Below are 14,494 nucleotides of genomic sequence, written 5' to 3' on the forward strand. Positions count from 1 at the left end.
CCACCCATGCGGTGCGGTCCATGGTGAGTGCGGGGCCGGTGACCGCCTTCCAGTCCCCGACGTGGACGGGACCCCTTGGGCACGGACGTCCATAAGTTCGCAGGTGCCCCGCCCGAAGCGACGTCGGGCGCTAGTGAGAGATCTCCTCGATCACCACGCCATGGGGGCGCTGGCTGAGGGGTACCGCGCCACACCGGTGGCCGGTTCCGGTTCTCTGGTACTACGAATGCATGCGGATCGAACGGTTCATAGGCATCGACCTTGCCTGGGCGCAGAGCGGAGCCCGCACCCAGCCGAATGAAACAGGCGTTGCCGCCATCGACGCGAACGGCGTCGTGATCGAATGCGGCTGGACCCGCGGCCTCGACGAGACGATGTCATGGCTGGACAGGGCAGCCGTCGACGGATCGACCCTGGCATTCGTCGACGCACCGCTGGTCGTCGACAACCCTGCCGGCCAGCGGCCCTGCGAGCGGGAGGTCGGCCGACGGTACGGCCGTTGGAAGGTGAGCGCGAACAGTACTAACCAGAGCTCTCCCCGGCAGGCCGGAGTGCTGCTGCGGGGACGGCTGGAGGAGTCGGGCTGGTCCTACGACGACGGCAGGGGCGGGCCGCCGGCCGGTGGTCTGGTCTTCTCCGAGTGCTATCCGTACACGACCCTGGTCGGAGCCGCCGAGCTGGGCTTCGACCAGGAACGCCCCACGTACAAGCGCCGACCGGCACGAGTTCCGACGGCACAGTGGCGAGCGGTACGGGCGGCGGAGTGCGACAGGCTGATCGGGCACATGGCGGGCCTGGCCACCGCCGATCCGCCCCTCCTGCTCTCCTCCCACCCGGTCTCCCGTCAACTGCTCTCCGAGCCCTCACCTCAGAAGGCGGCTGGCTACAAACATCGGGAGGACCTCATCGACGCGCTGCTCTGTGCGTGGACGGCCGCACTGTGGTACCGGCATGGACTGGCGCGCTGCCAAGTGCTCGGAGCGGACAGCTCCCTGCCCCCGGGACAGGCTCCCACCATCATCGCGCCTGCCCGTCTTGAGCAGCGGCGTGACGGTGAGACGAGGCGAATCGAGGGAACTCAGCCGCTCGACGGGCTGTCGCCGGTGGCGTCACGGCGCTGATCGCTTTCTTCCTCGTCACGTGTCGAGTGTGAACAGGCGACTGACCAACTCCGGGTAAGTGAGGCATGCTTCGGTGAGAATCTTCCTGAGAGCCTCCGGCGGGCCCTTCTGCAGCGGGGTCGGGGCACCGACGAGGCCGGGTACCGCGGAAAGGTCGCCGCCGCTGAACCGTGATTCCGGTGTGGCAGGGAGTCGTACCTGGTAGGTGCGCCAGACGCGTGCCGGGGGATTGAGCAGGACCAGGTAGGGGTCCGCCCACGCCATGAAGGCCCAGCGGTTCTTGCTGCGGGCTCGTACAAGCACGCCGTCGGCGTGGTGCCGCCCGAGTCGTTCGGCGACCTTGGCCACGACCGGAAGCGGATTGCCGAAGGAGCCCGTGATCTCCCAGAGCCCGTCCTCGCACGCGACCGACCAGCCGGCCGCGGTGAGCCCCTCGATCACCTCCGCGTAGGGGTCGTCTTCCTGCGCCAGAGCGATGAGTCTGTCCACCTCGCTCCAGGGCGCGACGCGGGCGAGCGCCCGTTCCGGCGGGATCATCAGGTCCTCCGCTTCGCCGGGCTCGGCACGCGCGATTATCGCCTTGCTGCCGTGCCAGGCGCGGGCCGCGAGTACGTCGTGCTCGCCGCCGCCGGTGAACGTGGCGTCCTGGACGAGCAGTGTCATCACCACGGCCGCCACCGCGTCCAGCCGTCGCCGGGTCTCGGGCGGAGCATCGTGGTCTGCCTCGCCCGCCAGGTCTTCGGAACCGAGGGCTTCGAGGAGGCGGCTGAGTCCGTCGCGCCAGCTCTGGTCCTGCTCGTCCCAGACTCCGGCGGCCAGGAGCTGGACGTACAGGTTGGCCACGAGCAGGCGGACCGGAACCGGTGCTGCGACTGAACCGTCAGGGCCCGTGAGCGCCGCGACCCAGCGCTGGGCCCAGGCGCGACAACGGGCACGCTGCTCTGGCGCGACGTACGGGGCGAGCGGCTCGCTCGTGGTGGGGAGGTCCACCTCCTCCGTCTCGTCCTCGTGCTCTTCGTCGTCCTCCTCCCGCACGCCAAGGGTGACCGCCGACACGATCCACCGCGACGAGGGTGCCTGCGGCAGGTCGAGCTGAGAGGTGCCGAACGCCAGATCCGTCAACGGCGCCCCGATCATCCGGCGGCAGTCGGAGAGGTAGGTGTCCCAGCGGTCGACGCCGCTTGATGTCACCGGGCCCTTTGTCGTGTCTCCTGCCGGGCTCACCCGGGGAGCGGACGTTCCGGCGGTGAGTTCGCGCAGGCGCAGCAGATCGGTTTCGAAACGGCGTGCGGCACGCTCGTCGGCGAACAGGGTCTGCGCCGTGTAGTCGTATCTCAGCCGGGGACCGCTGTCGGCGCTGTGGCGCCGTGCGCAGTGCACGGGGCTGTAGACGAAGACGACGGCGGATTCGGCGGTGGTGCCGTCAGGACGGGCGCACGTGGCGCGAACCGCCGCACCAGGAGCCTCGGGCAGCGAGAAGGAACAGGCCGAGGCCCCCGCCGGAATGGTTCCGGTCTGAGTCCAGGAACCCGGTGAACCGTCCGGAGACGTGCTGATCACCACGGGCAGGGGCTGGGGGTGCGCCAGAGAGACGTGCAGGCCTTGGCTGTCCGTCTTGGCGCCCAACAGGACGAGCGTGTGACCGGGGGACTCGAAGGGCCGGATGGTGCGGCCCGTCAGGCTCGCGAGTGAGGTGATGCGCCCCTGTTCGGGAAGCAGCGGTGCGGTGTCGGCGGCGAGTACGGCGAGCTCGCAGTTGCCGCCGTCCCGGATGCTGGTGCACAGCGCGGCGCGGGTGAGATTCGGGCTCCCGGTGAGAGCGTATCGGCGGCCGTCGGCCTGCCATTCGACGAATTTGCCGTGCCGCATCCGAGTCTCCTCGAGGAATCGGATCTGCGCGTCGAAGCCTCCGAGTGCCCTCTTGATCGCTCCGGCGTCGTAGCTGGACCAGCGAGGCTGGAGCCCGAGGATGGTGCGGCGGGGTGTCAGTCGGCCGACCAGCCCGCTGAGGGCATCACCGGCCTCATCGACGAACGGGGCGTACGCGTGCAGTTCGTCGACAGGACCGAGCGGCAGTTGGTCCAGCAGACTCTCCTGAAGGTTGTGCAGAAGCCGGGCACCTGATTCCGGTCCGGCCGGGGCGTTGACATGCCGTTCGGTCAGAAGGGCAGCCAGTTCCGTCAGATGACTCGCCGACCAGGGGGCCAGTTCCACGGCGGAGGGCAGTGCGTCCAACCAGTCGGCGAGGTCGGCCAGGAGCGCGTGGGAGTCGTCGTCCTCGGTTTCCACCACCGTCCACAGTTCGTCGTTGGCACCCCAGCCGGACAGCGTCGGGTTCCCCGAACCCACTGCGAGCCGGCAGGCGTGTTCTCCGAGCAGAAGGACGACCTTGGGGTGGAACGCACGCTGGCAGGAGGCCAGGCCGTGCAGATAGCTGCGGCCGGCCATACGCACATCGACCGGGTCGTACAGCCCTTGGGCCGCATCACCGATCACCGCGGTGCGGGCACCCAGGCCACGGGCGACGGGTATGGCGACCTTCTCCAGGAAGGGGAGATCAACTGTGAAACCGAGGAAGAGCGCTTCGTGCAGTGCCTGCTGATCGCTGCGTTCGCTCCACTCTCTCAGCAGCGTGACGGGGGATGCGAACCGGGTGTGGTGTGCCGCGCTCATGGGTTTGTCTCCAGGATTCGCCGTCCCTCCGCGGTGACGGTGTGGCAGTTGTCGCGGACGGCGAAAAGCCCCAGCTGCGCCGCCAAAGAGCCCAGTTGGGGGATGCGGGTGCCGATGTCGGAGTCTCCTTCGTCACCGGTCTTGAAATAACGCTCGTTGCGAAGGTGTAGACGGGAGAAGATCTTCAGCCCGCCGGTCGCGGGGTCGGTGCGCAGCTTCGCGAGGGCGACTCTGCGGGACTGGGCGAGCATGTCGTCCACCAGCCGGGCGGCCAGGTCGCGGACCGGCCGGTCGGCGTAGTCGTCGATGAGGCCGTCGACCCACGTCGGGTCGAGGAACTCGGCCCAGCGCCGCTGACGGCCCAGGAAGACGGCCCGTACGTCGTCTGGCAGATGACCCTCTCGGGAGCGCAGCGCACCCACCATCAGGAGCAGCACATTGGTCATCGCGGCATCGGCGCCCTGCGTCAGGAGTTGCCGTTCGACAGGCAACAACTGACCTGCCGCGTTCTTGAGCGGAGGCAGGTCGTCCAGGACCCGCCGTACATTCGCATCCGGGGCCTGTTGCGCCAGCCAGTCGCGCAGTTCCTCGGCCGACCGGTCGCCCTCGCCGTCCTTGGAGCCGACACCGGCAACCAGCGCCGCCCACAGCCGACGCCAGGCGCCGACCGAGTAATGGCGCAGCAGCACTCCCCGCCAACCGGCCGTCTCGGGAATCGCCGCCAGAACGGGATCCGTTGTCGCCTCGCCACCGAAGGCCACCGTGGAACGCAGCGTCTCCTGATACCCGTCGCCCTCGTGACCGTGGAGATCGATCGCCCGGCCGAGGATACGGAGGGTCGCACGCCGAGTGCGGTCGGACGCCTCCCAGTCCCCCTGCGCGGGGGTTCCTCCGCCGCGAGTTGCGGTCAGCACGTCCGTCAGCCATTCCCGCTCGGCCGGACACGGGACGCCAAGAGCCGCCTGCCCCGCTGTCTCCAGGTCAGCGAAGGACACGACGTCCCGCGCCGCGAGTGACAGAAGAGGTGCGAAGAGCTCCTTGACCGTGGGAGGGCACGGATGCCGGCCGGGTCTGAGTACTCCGTCCCGGACGTCCACCGCGCCGAGCACCGTGGCGGGTCCGCCGTACTGGTCCCAAAAGCCCCAGCGGCGGGGTGAGTACGACTGGCTCAGCTGCTCCTCGTCGGCGGCTCGTGCGAGTTCCAGTTCCTCTGAGCAGAAACGCCGCACTCGATCGACCCCGTGGGCAAGCCATGCCGGATCTGTCTCCGTGTGGTGCTGGAGCGCTGCGAGGAGGACCTCGCTGCGGCGGACTGCCCGGCGGCACGCGGTGATGTCCCACGCGTTCCGTTCCGCGTGCGCCGCGATCGCCGCGTACAGCGAGTGGTAGCGGATGTAGCGGGTTACGGTGGACACTCCGGGAACCAACCGGTCCACTGCCCGCATCACCGGGCCCTCCACCGCCAGGGGATAGCGCCCGGACCGCACGCCCAATCCCTCGAGTGCCCATGCCGGCCCACGGACATCCGCTGTCACTTGCCACCCCTTGTCGGCTGCCGGAGCGTTGCATCGGCAGGAGCTACCTGACCGTGCCTCAGAATGGATGCTGATTTCGGACGAGAGGCCAGCACCGTCGACTGGATTCGGGAAGTTGGCTGGACGCGCCCGATCTCGCCTCAAGGCCGTCCGCTCCTTGGCTATCGTCAACGTCCGAGTTGAGTTCGGTGCTGACGCAGGCGATCGATTCACGAACCCCATGGGCAATGCCGACAGACAGCGCATCACCGGGCTCCGCTATGACGTCTACATTCAGGGCGGTTGCAACTTCCCGGATCCCAGATGCCCTGCGGGAGCGCTGTGGTGAGGGCGACTCTGAGGTTGCTACACGGCCGCCGGACGTCCGCGATCTTTCGCAGCGTGCGATTCCCGCGTGCCCCATGGGTCTTGTCGGCCCGCACCACGCGCCACCGGTCCCGGCCAGCATTGCAGGTGAGGGGCGCCGTCCCTCCGTTGTGATCCGTCAGTTCACCGGGAGACAGGGCCCGTAGCTGCATACACGAGGTTCATGCCGCTCTTGTCGGGCGTCAGCCGTAGGCTGTTGCTGGAGAACAAGGGGGAGATGATGACTGGCGATCGCAAGGCACTCGTTCCGGTGTGGACGCTGGCGACCGGTGATGTCCAGGTGCCAGCATTGGCCGGAGACGAGCCTATGACGGCTGCGCGCCTGGCTGAACTGCGTGGTGTGCTGGCCGCTCTGGCCGACGCGCCGATCGCCACACTTGAGGTGCATCCGCTGCCCGACAAGCTTGACCGCAGCCGAGGTATCCCGCTCGATGCCGCGAGTCCCCTGGCGCAGCACCTGTCGCAGTTCATCACGCAATCGACGCGAAGTTCCCTTACGGCGGCCAGGGCGACCGCTGCCGGCGAAAACCTGTATCGCATGGTGGTTCCGGCGAAGGTCGCCGCCCAGTTCGGTCAGGGCGTCGTTCGCCCGATGGCGTCGAAGGCGGCGGCCGGTGGCATCCACAGCGCACTTATGAACTCGACGGGCATCGCCGCCAATGCGACGTTCGTGCCAGTCGGTAAAGCGGCGGCAGCAGGGGCGGTCGGCGGAGCCGGTGCGACAGCCGGCGTTGCGGCCGCCGGCAGCGCGGCGCTCACCGTGGCCGCGCCGCTCGTGCTCATGGCCGTTGCGGTGGGCGTGAGCGCGCATGCCGACTACAAGCGCCAGCAGGCTATCGAACACATCACCGAACTGCTGGAGCAGCTGCATGAACAGCAGCTCGAAGATGAGCACAGCGCACTCGACGGCTGCCGCGATGCCATCGACAAAGCCACCGCCATTCTGCTCGACCAGGGCAAGCTCGGAGTCTCCCTAGGATTGGACTCGGCAGTGCACGCCATCAACACGGCGCTGGGCGCCGCTGACCGCCGCCTTGCCCGGTGGCAGAGCGCACTCGACAAGCTACCTGAGGGCAAGTTCGTCGAGATCAGCACGCTGGCCAAGTCGTTCCCCGGCGTCGACGAGCATGGCGGCATGTTCCGCACCCATCTCGAACTCGCTGCCCTGGCAATTGCGCTGAAGCGGCGGGTTGTTGTCCTGCAGGCTGTCGAGCATGCCCAGGACAACCCTGACAACTTGTTCGAGAACTTCACCCGCGAGCTCAAGCGCGACCAGCAGCGCCTCGACGAACTAGAGTCGAGCATTGCCGGTGTCCTGGAACGCTTGTCGGCGCTGGAGCTGGCAGGTCCGCAAGGTCTGCGGCCCGTCTTCACGGCCGGTGAAGTCGATCGCCTGATGGGAGCGGCAAACCGGATTCGCAAGCTGGGCGACGGCGTCATGGTCAACAGCCGCACGACAGACGTGGCGATTGAGATTGCCCGCAACAAGGACGGCTCGGTGGTTGTGTTCCCTGCGCTGTCCGCGTAGGCGTAGGCGCGCTCGCACTCACGTGGTGCGGGGTTGCCCGAAACCTCGAAGGCGATGGTGGCCCTAGGGTCACGCGGTCGACGTAACTGAGGGTGATGCCGGCCTTTTGCAACCGGCCTAACTTGACCCCAAGGTGAATCGGGCATGGGACGCTCCAGCTCATGCTGCCTCGTGCGAGCTGTGAGACGCAGAGAGTGCTTGCACGGAAGCTGCGCGGACGAGCCATCCCAGGGGCGCAGCGCATCCCATCAAAATAATTGCGTGTGCATGTTCTCGGGGGATGATCTCGCGACTCGCGGGAACCTCAACATCAATCAGCCCTGTTGCGGCTGGTCAAAGGATCTCGTGAACGTCCCACCAGCTGAGACCCCAGTTCACCTGGGGTTTTCTGCTTTTTCCGGGTAGTGGCGTGACCGACCACATGACCAACGGCCCAGCGAATCGCCTGGTCGGACCAGGAATGACAGGCCGAGCCCGTTGGCTCCGGTGTGATCACGCCGTGCCGGCGGGCGGCGATCGCCTGACGCCATGGCCGTCGGTCGAGGGCTCCCGGGTTCGCCCTCCCGCTCGACGGGGCGTCCGTCCGTATCGACGGGGCGGCCATCCGTTGGTCCGGCGGGTTTCCCTGCGTGTTCATTTGGTGACGCGCTGAACCTTTCTGCGCGGAACCTACCCGCCGGTCGGCCGGGAAGAGTTCACCTCTCGGGGCCTGATCGGGCGGGTGCGGCGGTCCTAAGTTCTCCCCGGTGACCAGTTGGCAGGTGCTCAACCCCTCATTGTGTGCACTTCTTTGACGTAGGAGTAGATGTGGAACGACGTACCTTCCTGCGCGGAGCCGTCATCGGCACCTCGGCCGCAGCCTTCGGCGGCACCCTCATGCACGGCGCCGCCTCCGCGGCCCCGGCCCAGAACGGCCCCGGCCCGTACGGCGCGCTGGGCGCCGCCGACGCCAACGGCATCCAGTTGCCCAGCGGCTTCACCAGCCGGGTCATCGCCCGCTCCGGCCAGGCCGTCTCCGGCACCTCCTACACCTGGCACAACGCCCCCGACGGCGGCGCCTGCTTCGCCGACGGCTCGGGATGGATCTACGTATCCAACTCGGAGATCAACCCCAGCGGCGGCGCGAGCGCCGTCACGTTCAACTCCTCGGGCACCGTCACCGGCGCCCACCGCATCCTGTCCAACACCCGGCAGAACTGCGCAGGCGGTGCCACCCCGTGGAACACCTGGCTGTCCTGTGAGGAGGTCAGTCTCGGCTCCGTCTACGAGACCGACCCGTGGGGCGTGAACGCCGCCACCCGCCGTGACGCCATGGGCAAGTTCAAGCACGAGGCGGCCGCCGCCGACCCCGTACGCAAGGTCGTCTACATGACCGAGGACGAGTCGGACGGCTGCTTCTACCGGTTCACCCCGACGACGTGGGGCAACCTGTCCTCCGGGACCCTGCAGGTACTGGTCGCCGGCACCGGCACCTCCGGCTCCTTCACCTGGGCGACCGTGCCCGACCCGGACGGCTCGCCCACCACGACCCGCAACCAGGTCTCCGGCGCCAAGCGGTTCAACGGCGGTGAGGGCTGCCACTACGCGGGCGACACCGTCTGGTTCACCACCAAGGGCGACAACCGCCTCTGGCAGCTCAACCTGACGAACAGCACCTACGAGCTGGCCTACGACGACAGCCTGGTCAACCCCGGCACCGCCCCGCTGACCGGTGTCGACAATGTCACCGGCTCCTCCTCGGGCGACCTGTTCGTCGCCGAGGACGGCGGCAACATGGAGATCTGCCTCATCACCCCGGACGACATCGTCGCGCCGTTCCTGCGGATCACCGGCCAGTCCAGCTCGGAGATCACCGGACCGGCCTTCTCCCCCAACGGCACCCGGCTGTACTTCTCCAGCCAGCGCGGCACGTCCGGCAGTTCCTCGGGCGGCATCACCTACGAGGTCACCGGCCCCTTCCGCACCTCCTGAGCGGCTCCGGGTGGCCCCGGCCCGTGCGCCGGGGCCACCACCGCGGTCCCCACACCGCTCACAGCGGGTCCGTGCGCGGTCGCTTCCTGTGGTGACTTGAGGGCACGTGCCGGTCCGGTGTTCTCTTGCGGTGTGAGACGCAGATCCCCGGTTCCTCCGGCCCCTCTCCCCCAGCGTGACGGGATCGACCCCGTACGGGTGCGGCTGCCCGCCGACCCGGACGGGGTGTGGGGCACCGTCCGGGACCATCTCGTCGACCGGTTCCAGGGGGCGATCGGGGCCGGGCGGGTGGACGCCATGCTGGGTGCGGGGCGGTTCGTCGGGGTGGACGGGGTGCTGAGCGGGGGCGAGGCGTATGCGGCCGGACGGTATGTGTGGTTCCACCGGGACTTCGCGCCGGAGGTGCCGGTGCCGTTCGAGGTGGGGATCGTCCACCGGGACGAGCGGATCGTGATCGCCGACAAACCGCATTTTCTGGCCACCACTCCGCGCGGGCGGCACATCACCGAGACCGCGCTGGCGCGGCTGCGGCGGGATCTCGGGCTGCCCGCGCTGCAGCCCGCGCACCGGCTGGACCGGCTGACGGCGGGGCTGGCGCTGTTCGTCGTACGGCCCGAGGACCGGGGCGCGTACCAGAACCTGTTCGGCGCGCGGCGGGTGCGCAAGGAGTACGAGGCGGTGGCGCCGTACGACGGGGCGGTGGCGCTGCCGGTGACCGTGCGCAGCCGGATCGTGAAGGAGCGCGGGGTGCTGGCCGCGCGCGAGGAGGCCGGTGCGCCGAACGCGGAGAGCCGGATCGAGCTGGTGGAGCGGCGGGGCGGGCTCGGGCGGTACCGGCTGCTGCCCGCGACCGGCCGCACCCATCAGCTGCGGGTCCATATGAACCGCCTCGGGCTGCCGATCCGCCATGACCCGGTCTATCCGGTCGTCACGGATCCGGCCCCGGACGACTTCGGAGCGCCGCTCCAACTGCTCGCCAAGACCCTGGAGTTCACCGATCCGGTGGACGGCAGCGTACGGCGGTACGAGAGCCGGCTGCGGCTGGCGGAGTGGGCGGGCGGCCCGATCGCCTGATCCCGGGACCTGGGTGGGGGGCGCCGCTTATGCTGACCGCTCTGACGGGTTCACGGACGGCGGCGGGGGCGGCGGTGCGGGTACGGATCGAGGCCGGGCGGGGCGCGGAGGCCGGGGGCGGCGGGGGTCGCGGGAGGCCGGTGCACCGGCCCGGCCGAAGGGGCTAGTCCGTTGGCCGGGGTGCAGTCCGACCCGTCCCGGTCGCGCGCCGTCCTGATCGGCACCCCCACGTATACGGAGCTGGGCGACCTTCCGGCAGTGGCGGACAACGTCACCCGGCTGCGGGAGCTGTGCTGTGACCCGGCGGCCTGGGGACTGGCCGACGGGCGGTGCCGGGCGCTGCGGCGGGCGTCGCGGGACGAGATCCTGCGGGCGGTGGAGGAGGCAACCGCCGAGGCCACCGACACCGTGCTGGTGTATTACGCCGGGCACGGGCTGGTCGATCCGCACGCGGGCGAGCTCCATCTCGCGCTGTCCGGATCGCGCCCGGGACCGTCGTTCACGGCACTGCGGTACGAGGATCTGCGGTCGGTCCTGCTGCACCCGTCGGGCGGGCGGCCCACCGCCCCGCGGAAGGTGGTGATTCTGGACTGCTGCTGGAGCGGGCTGGCGCTGGACGGTCTGATGCAGGGCCCGGAGATCGCGCCCGCGGTCGCCGTCGAGGGCGCTTATGTCCTCACCGCCACCCCGGCGACCCGGCAGGCGCTGGCGCCGCCGGGAGAGACCTACACCGCGTTCACCGGGGAGCTGATCCGGCTCATCGAGAACGGGGTGCCGGGGCGGCCCGCGCTGCTGAGCATGTCGGCGCTGTTCGAGGAGCTGACGGCGGCGCTCACCGCGAAGTCCCGGCCGCTGCCCCAGCAGAGCATCCGCCAGGGCGGTGGGGAGATCTGTCTGTTCCGGAACCGGGCCCGGGTGCCGACTGGGCAGCGCGCGGGCGCCGGCGTGGACGCGCAGCCGCGGGTTCCGGTGGGCGCGACGGCCGGGGAGGCCGGACCGCCGGGTGGCGGGCGGGTGTCCCCGGCGCGGCCGCGACGGTCGGTCCAGGAGCCGGAGCCCGGCCTGCCACAGCTGGTCCCGGTGGCGCTCACGGAGACGCGGACGGTGTGGCTGGGCCGGTACCCGGTGACCCATGCGCAGTTCGGCGCCTTCCTCCGCGATCCGGCGAACGCGCGCTGGCATCCGGCGGCCGCGCGGGCGGCGGGCACGGACGTGGACGACAACTACCTGGCGGGCTGGAACGGTGCGGACTTTCCGGCGGGGCGCGCGGAGCACCCGGTGGTCGCGGTGAGCGCTCCCGCGGCCCGTGCGTATCTGGTCTGGGCGGGCCGTCTGCTGGGCGTACCGCTGCGGCTGCCGACCGCGGCGGAGTGGGAGCTGGCGGCGCGGGCCGGACGGAGCGGCGAGTGGTGGCGGGCGGAGATCGCGGCGGGCCGGGTGAACTTCCTCGGCAGTCATGCCGCGTTGACCCCGGTCGGGGAATTCCCACCGAACCCGTACAACATCGGCGATCTGCTCGGTAACGTCTGGGACATCTGCGTGGACGACACGGGGGCGCCGGTGTTGCGCGGCGGGGCCTATGACACCCCCGCGGCCCGTCTGCGGGAGCACATGTCGCCACGGTCACCGGCCGAGTGCCGCGGGAACGCCGGATTCCGGTGCGCCGGCGACAGGTGACGACGAGAGGAGATCCATGCGGGGGGACGCCGTCGACGAGGTGCTGAGCCGGTTGCCGCACACCTGGACAGCCGACGAGGCCGAGCGGATCGCGCAGCGCTTCCGGGACAGCCGGCCGGCCGTGCCGAAGCGCCTGGTGAGCAGGTTGTGGCAGTACTGGCTCCAGCAGTGCCCGGACCAGCCGCTGTTCGGTGACACCGAGGACGATCTCGCGCTGGTGCTGCACGCCAGGGCGCTGGGGCTGCGGGTGCCCGCCGGTGATCCGGGGACCGACGACGGGCCGCTCGCCCGGTGGGTCCGGCGGGCCCGGGAGTCCGCGGAGTGCGGGCCGCTGTTTCCCGCGCCGCTCGCCTGGGGGCCGAAGGCCGCGCTCGCGCCGCAGGTGCGGGCCGCGCTCCCGTCGTCGCTGGTGCGGGCGTGGGTGGCGGGGGACGAACAGGGCCCGGTGGAAGTGCTGGTGGCCGGTGCGGGCCTTCCCGAGATCCGCCAGCAGGTGGTGCAGTCGGCGCTGACCACCTGTCTGCGGGTCAACGGTCTGGGCGACCCGGAGAGCGGCGACTTCGTCGGTGACCACATCGGCGTGGGGCTGATCCGGGTCACCGCCGGGCTGTCCGGCGCCCGGCCCTCGCTGGACATCCCCTCGGTGTTCCACGCCCGGTCGGTGACGGTGGCGGAGGCGGTGGCATCGACGGCCCGGGGTGCGCTGCGCGACTTCGTCGGCCTGCTGCGGTCGCTGGCCCACGAGACCGGCCTGGTGGAGGTCGCGGACATCGCGTACGCGGACCTGGTGACGTACACCCAGGGGATGCGGGCGCTCGCGGACCGGGCGGCGAGTGAGACGGACCGGGCCTTCCTGCGGGCGCCCCGCGCCACGGAGGAGGACGGTCTGGTGTCCCTGCAGCCGTATCTCCGTACGGTCAGCGGGCAGGGGGCCGTGGGGCTGGACTTCAGCCCGGATCTGTTCACCACGGACGCCTATATCAGCGTCGAGCAGGCCCATCAGCGGGTGCTGTCGCAGCGGCTGACGATGGACGCCCGGCTGCGCCTGGACCAGCTGGAGACGGAGATCGAGCAGCTGACGGCCGACAAGCGGGCCTATGAGCAGGCGAGCGAGGACGAGCGGCGGACGCTGTGGCCGGCGACGGTGCTGCTGGTGGTGCGGTTCGACGAGGCGACCGGGCGGACCATCCGGCTCCCCGAGCCCGAGGAGGTGCCCACCGAGAAGTACTACGAGGTCAATGTTCCGCATCTGATCAAGATCCGGAAGGCGTGGGCGCGGCGGATGCGGGAGCTGGTCGAGCAGCTGGAGACGGCGGTGCACCGGCCGCAGGCCCCCGCGCGGCAGGTGGCCGCGGGGCGGTTCCTCGATGCCGCCTTACGGGGCGTCGTCCCGGACGAGAGTCCCGCCACCGAACGGGCCTTTCGCGCCTGGTGCACGGAGGCCGCGCCGATGCTGTGGTTCGAGTGGCGGTGTGCGCTGCGCCGGGACGGCATCGCACCGGAGGATGTGTTCACCCCGCACACCGTGCTGATCAGCCGCTATCTGCCGCCGACCGCCGAGGCCCCGGCGGTGCTCTTCAGCCACCCGTACACGCTGGTGGACACCGCCCGGTCCGCGGTCCTCGCCGACGCCGGGCGCGCCGTGCTGGTGGTGCGGGACGCCACGGACCACGCCGGGCCGGCCCCGGCCGACGCCACCGGCCCGTCCGCGCAGCAGCTCTGGGACGAGCTGGCCGCACTGGCCGAACAGCCGCAGGCCGAGGAGGAGTTCAGCCGCCGGTTCCTGGAGGCACTGCGGGCGCGGCCGGACGGTATCGCCCGGCGGATGATCGAGGCGCTCCAGCCGACCGGGCCCGACGCCGCCGAGGAGGACCGGATCGAGGCGGCGCTGCGGACCGCGGAGCGGCACACCTCGCTCGGTGAGGGGCTGGACCGGGCGCTGATGGCGATGCGCAACGAGGCGTTCCTCACCGCGCGGGAGTGCCTGGACGACATCCGTACGGAGACGCGGTGGCAGGCCCGGGTCTGGCTGCTGCGGGCGATCGTGGAGTGCCGGGCCGCCCGGCTGGAGTCCCGGGAGATCCCCGGTCTGCTCGGGCATCAGATGCCCGGACTTCCCGATGTCGCGCTGCGGGCCCTGGACGAAGCGGGCAGCGCGGACGAGGAGTTCACCCGGGACTGGCTGGAGAGGCTGCCGGAGGCCGGTCTGGACAAGGGCATCCGGCGGCTGTTCCAGGGGCTGCCGCGGGCCCGGGCGAGCTGCAAGGGCGATCCGCTGAACAAGGTGAGCCCCGAGCGGGAGTACGCGGTGTGGCTCTTCAGGAACGCGGTGGAGTACGCCCGGCTGGCCCGGCAGCTGGACGAGGCCGGTGAGGAGCTGGCCGAGCATCAGGAGGCCGTCGACGCGGCACTGGCGAAGCTCGGCCGGGCGCTGGAGGAGATTCTGGTGGGGCCGTATGCCGGGGGGTCGCGGGGTGCGGCCGAGGAGCTCTTCGAGGTCCTCACCGGGCAGGAACCCCCGCGCTACGGCCGGGTGGCGGGGAGGTAGG

At 70.4% G+C, this 14,494-nt stretch carries 8 protein-coding genes; 6 read left to right on the forward strand and 2 right to left on the reverse strand.

The genetic code is table 11. From position 1 onward, the window contains the following. Positions 1-230 precede the first annotated feature (230 nt). A complete protein-coding gene (locus ACZ4XD_RS13215) occupies positions 231-1,121 on the forward strand; it encodes a DUF429 domain-containing protein (protein WP_468041426.1) in 891 nt (296 codons plus the stop codon). A gap of 15 nt (positions 1,122-1,136) precedes the next feature. Here the strand turns inward: ACZ4XD_RS13215 and ACZ4XD_RS13220 are convergent, their stop codons facing one another. Continuing rightward, positions 1,137-3,794 (reverse strand): phospholipase D-like domain-containing protein, encoded by a 2,658-nt coding sequence (locus tag ACZ4XD_RS13220; RefSeq protein WP_468041427.1) that lies wholly within the window; start codon positions 3,792-3,794, stop codon positions 1,137-1,139. Continuing rightward, positions 3,791-5,209: a hypothetical protein gene (locus ACZ4XD_RS13225; protein WP_468041428.1), complete on the reverse strand. Its 1,419-nt coding sequence runs from the start codon at positions 5,207-5,209 to the stop codon at positions 3,791-3,793. The genes ACZ4XD_RS13220 and ACZ4XD_RS13225 overlap by 4 nt, the downstream gene beginning before the upstream one ends. A gap of 706 nt (positions 5,210-5,915) precedes the next feature. Here ACZ4XD_RS13225 and ACZ4XD_RS13230 point away from each other — a divergent pair. The 5 genes from ACZ4XD_RS13230 to ACZ4XD_RS13250 all read left to right on the forward strand — a co-directional run bounded on the left by ACZ4XD_RS13230 (position 5,916) and on the right by ACZ4XD_RS13250 (position 14,493). Next, positions 5,916-7,223 carry a hypothetical protein gene (locus ACZ4XD_RS13230; protein WP_468041489.1) on the forward strand — a complete coding sequence of 436 codons (1,308 nt, stop codon included), beginning with the start codon at positions 5,916-5,918 and terminating at the stop codon, positions 7,221-7,223. Between the two features lie 807 nt (positions 7,224-8,030). Next, complete coding sequence (locus ACZ4XD_RS13235) at positions 8,031-9,194, forward strand: alkaline phosphatase PhoX (protein WP_468041429.1); 1,164 nt, start codon at positions 8,031-8,033, stop codon at positions 9,192-9,194. 132 nt (positions 9,195-9,326) lie between these two features. Beyond that, positions 9,327-10,268, forward strand: coding sequence for a pseudouridine synthase (locus ACZ4XD_RS13240; protein WP_468041430.1), 942 nt, complete (start codon positions 9,327-9,329; stop codon positions 10,266-10,268). Positions 10,269-10,448: 180 nt separating this feature from the next. Beyond that, complete coding sequence (locus tag ACZ4XD_RS13245; protein WP_468041491.1) at positions 10,449-11,945, forward strand: caspase, EACC1-associated type; 1,497 nt, start codon at positions 10,449-10,451, stop codon at positions 11,943-11,945. Positions 11,946-11,961: 16 nt separating this feature from the next. Next, a complete protein-coding gene (locus ACZ4XD_RS13250; RefSeq protein WP_468041431.1) occupies positions 11,962-14,493 on the forward strand; it encodes a hypothetical protein in 2,532 nt (843 codons plus the stop codon). Position 14,494: the final 1 nt, after the last annotated feature.

The organism is Streptomyces sp. NPDC029466, assembly GCF_055574515.1.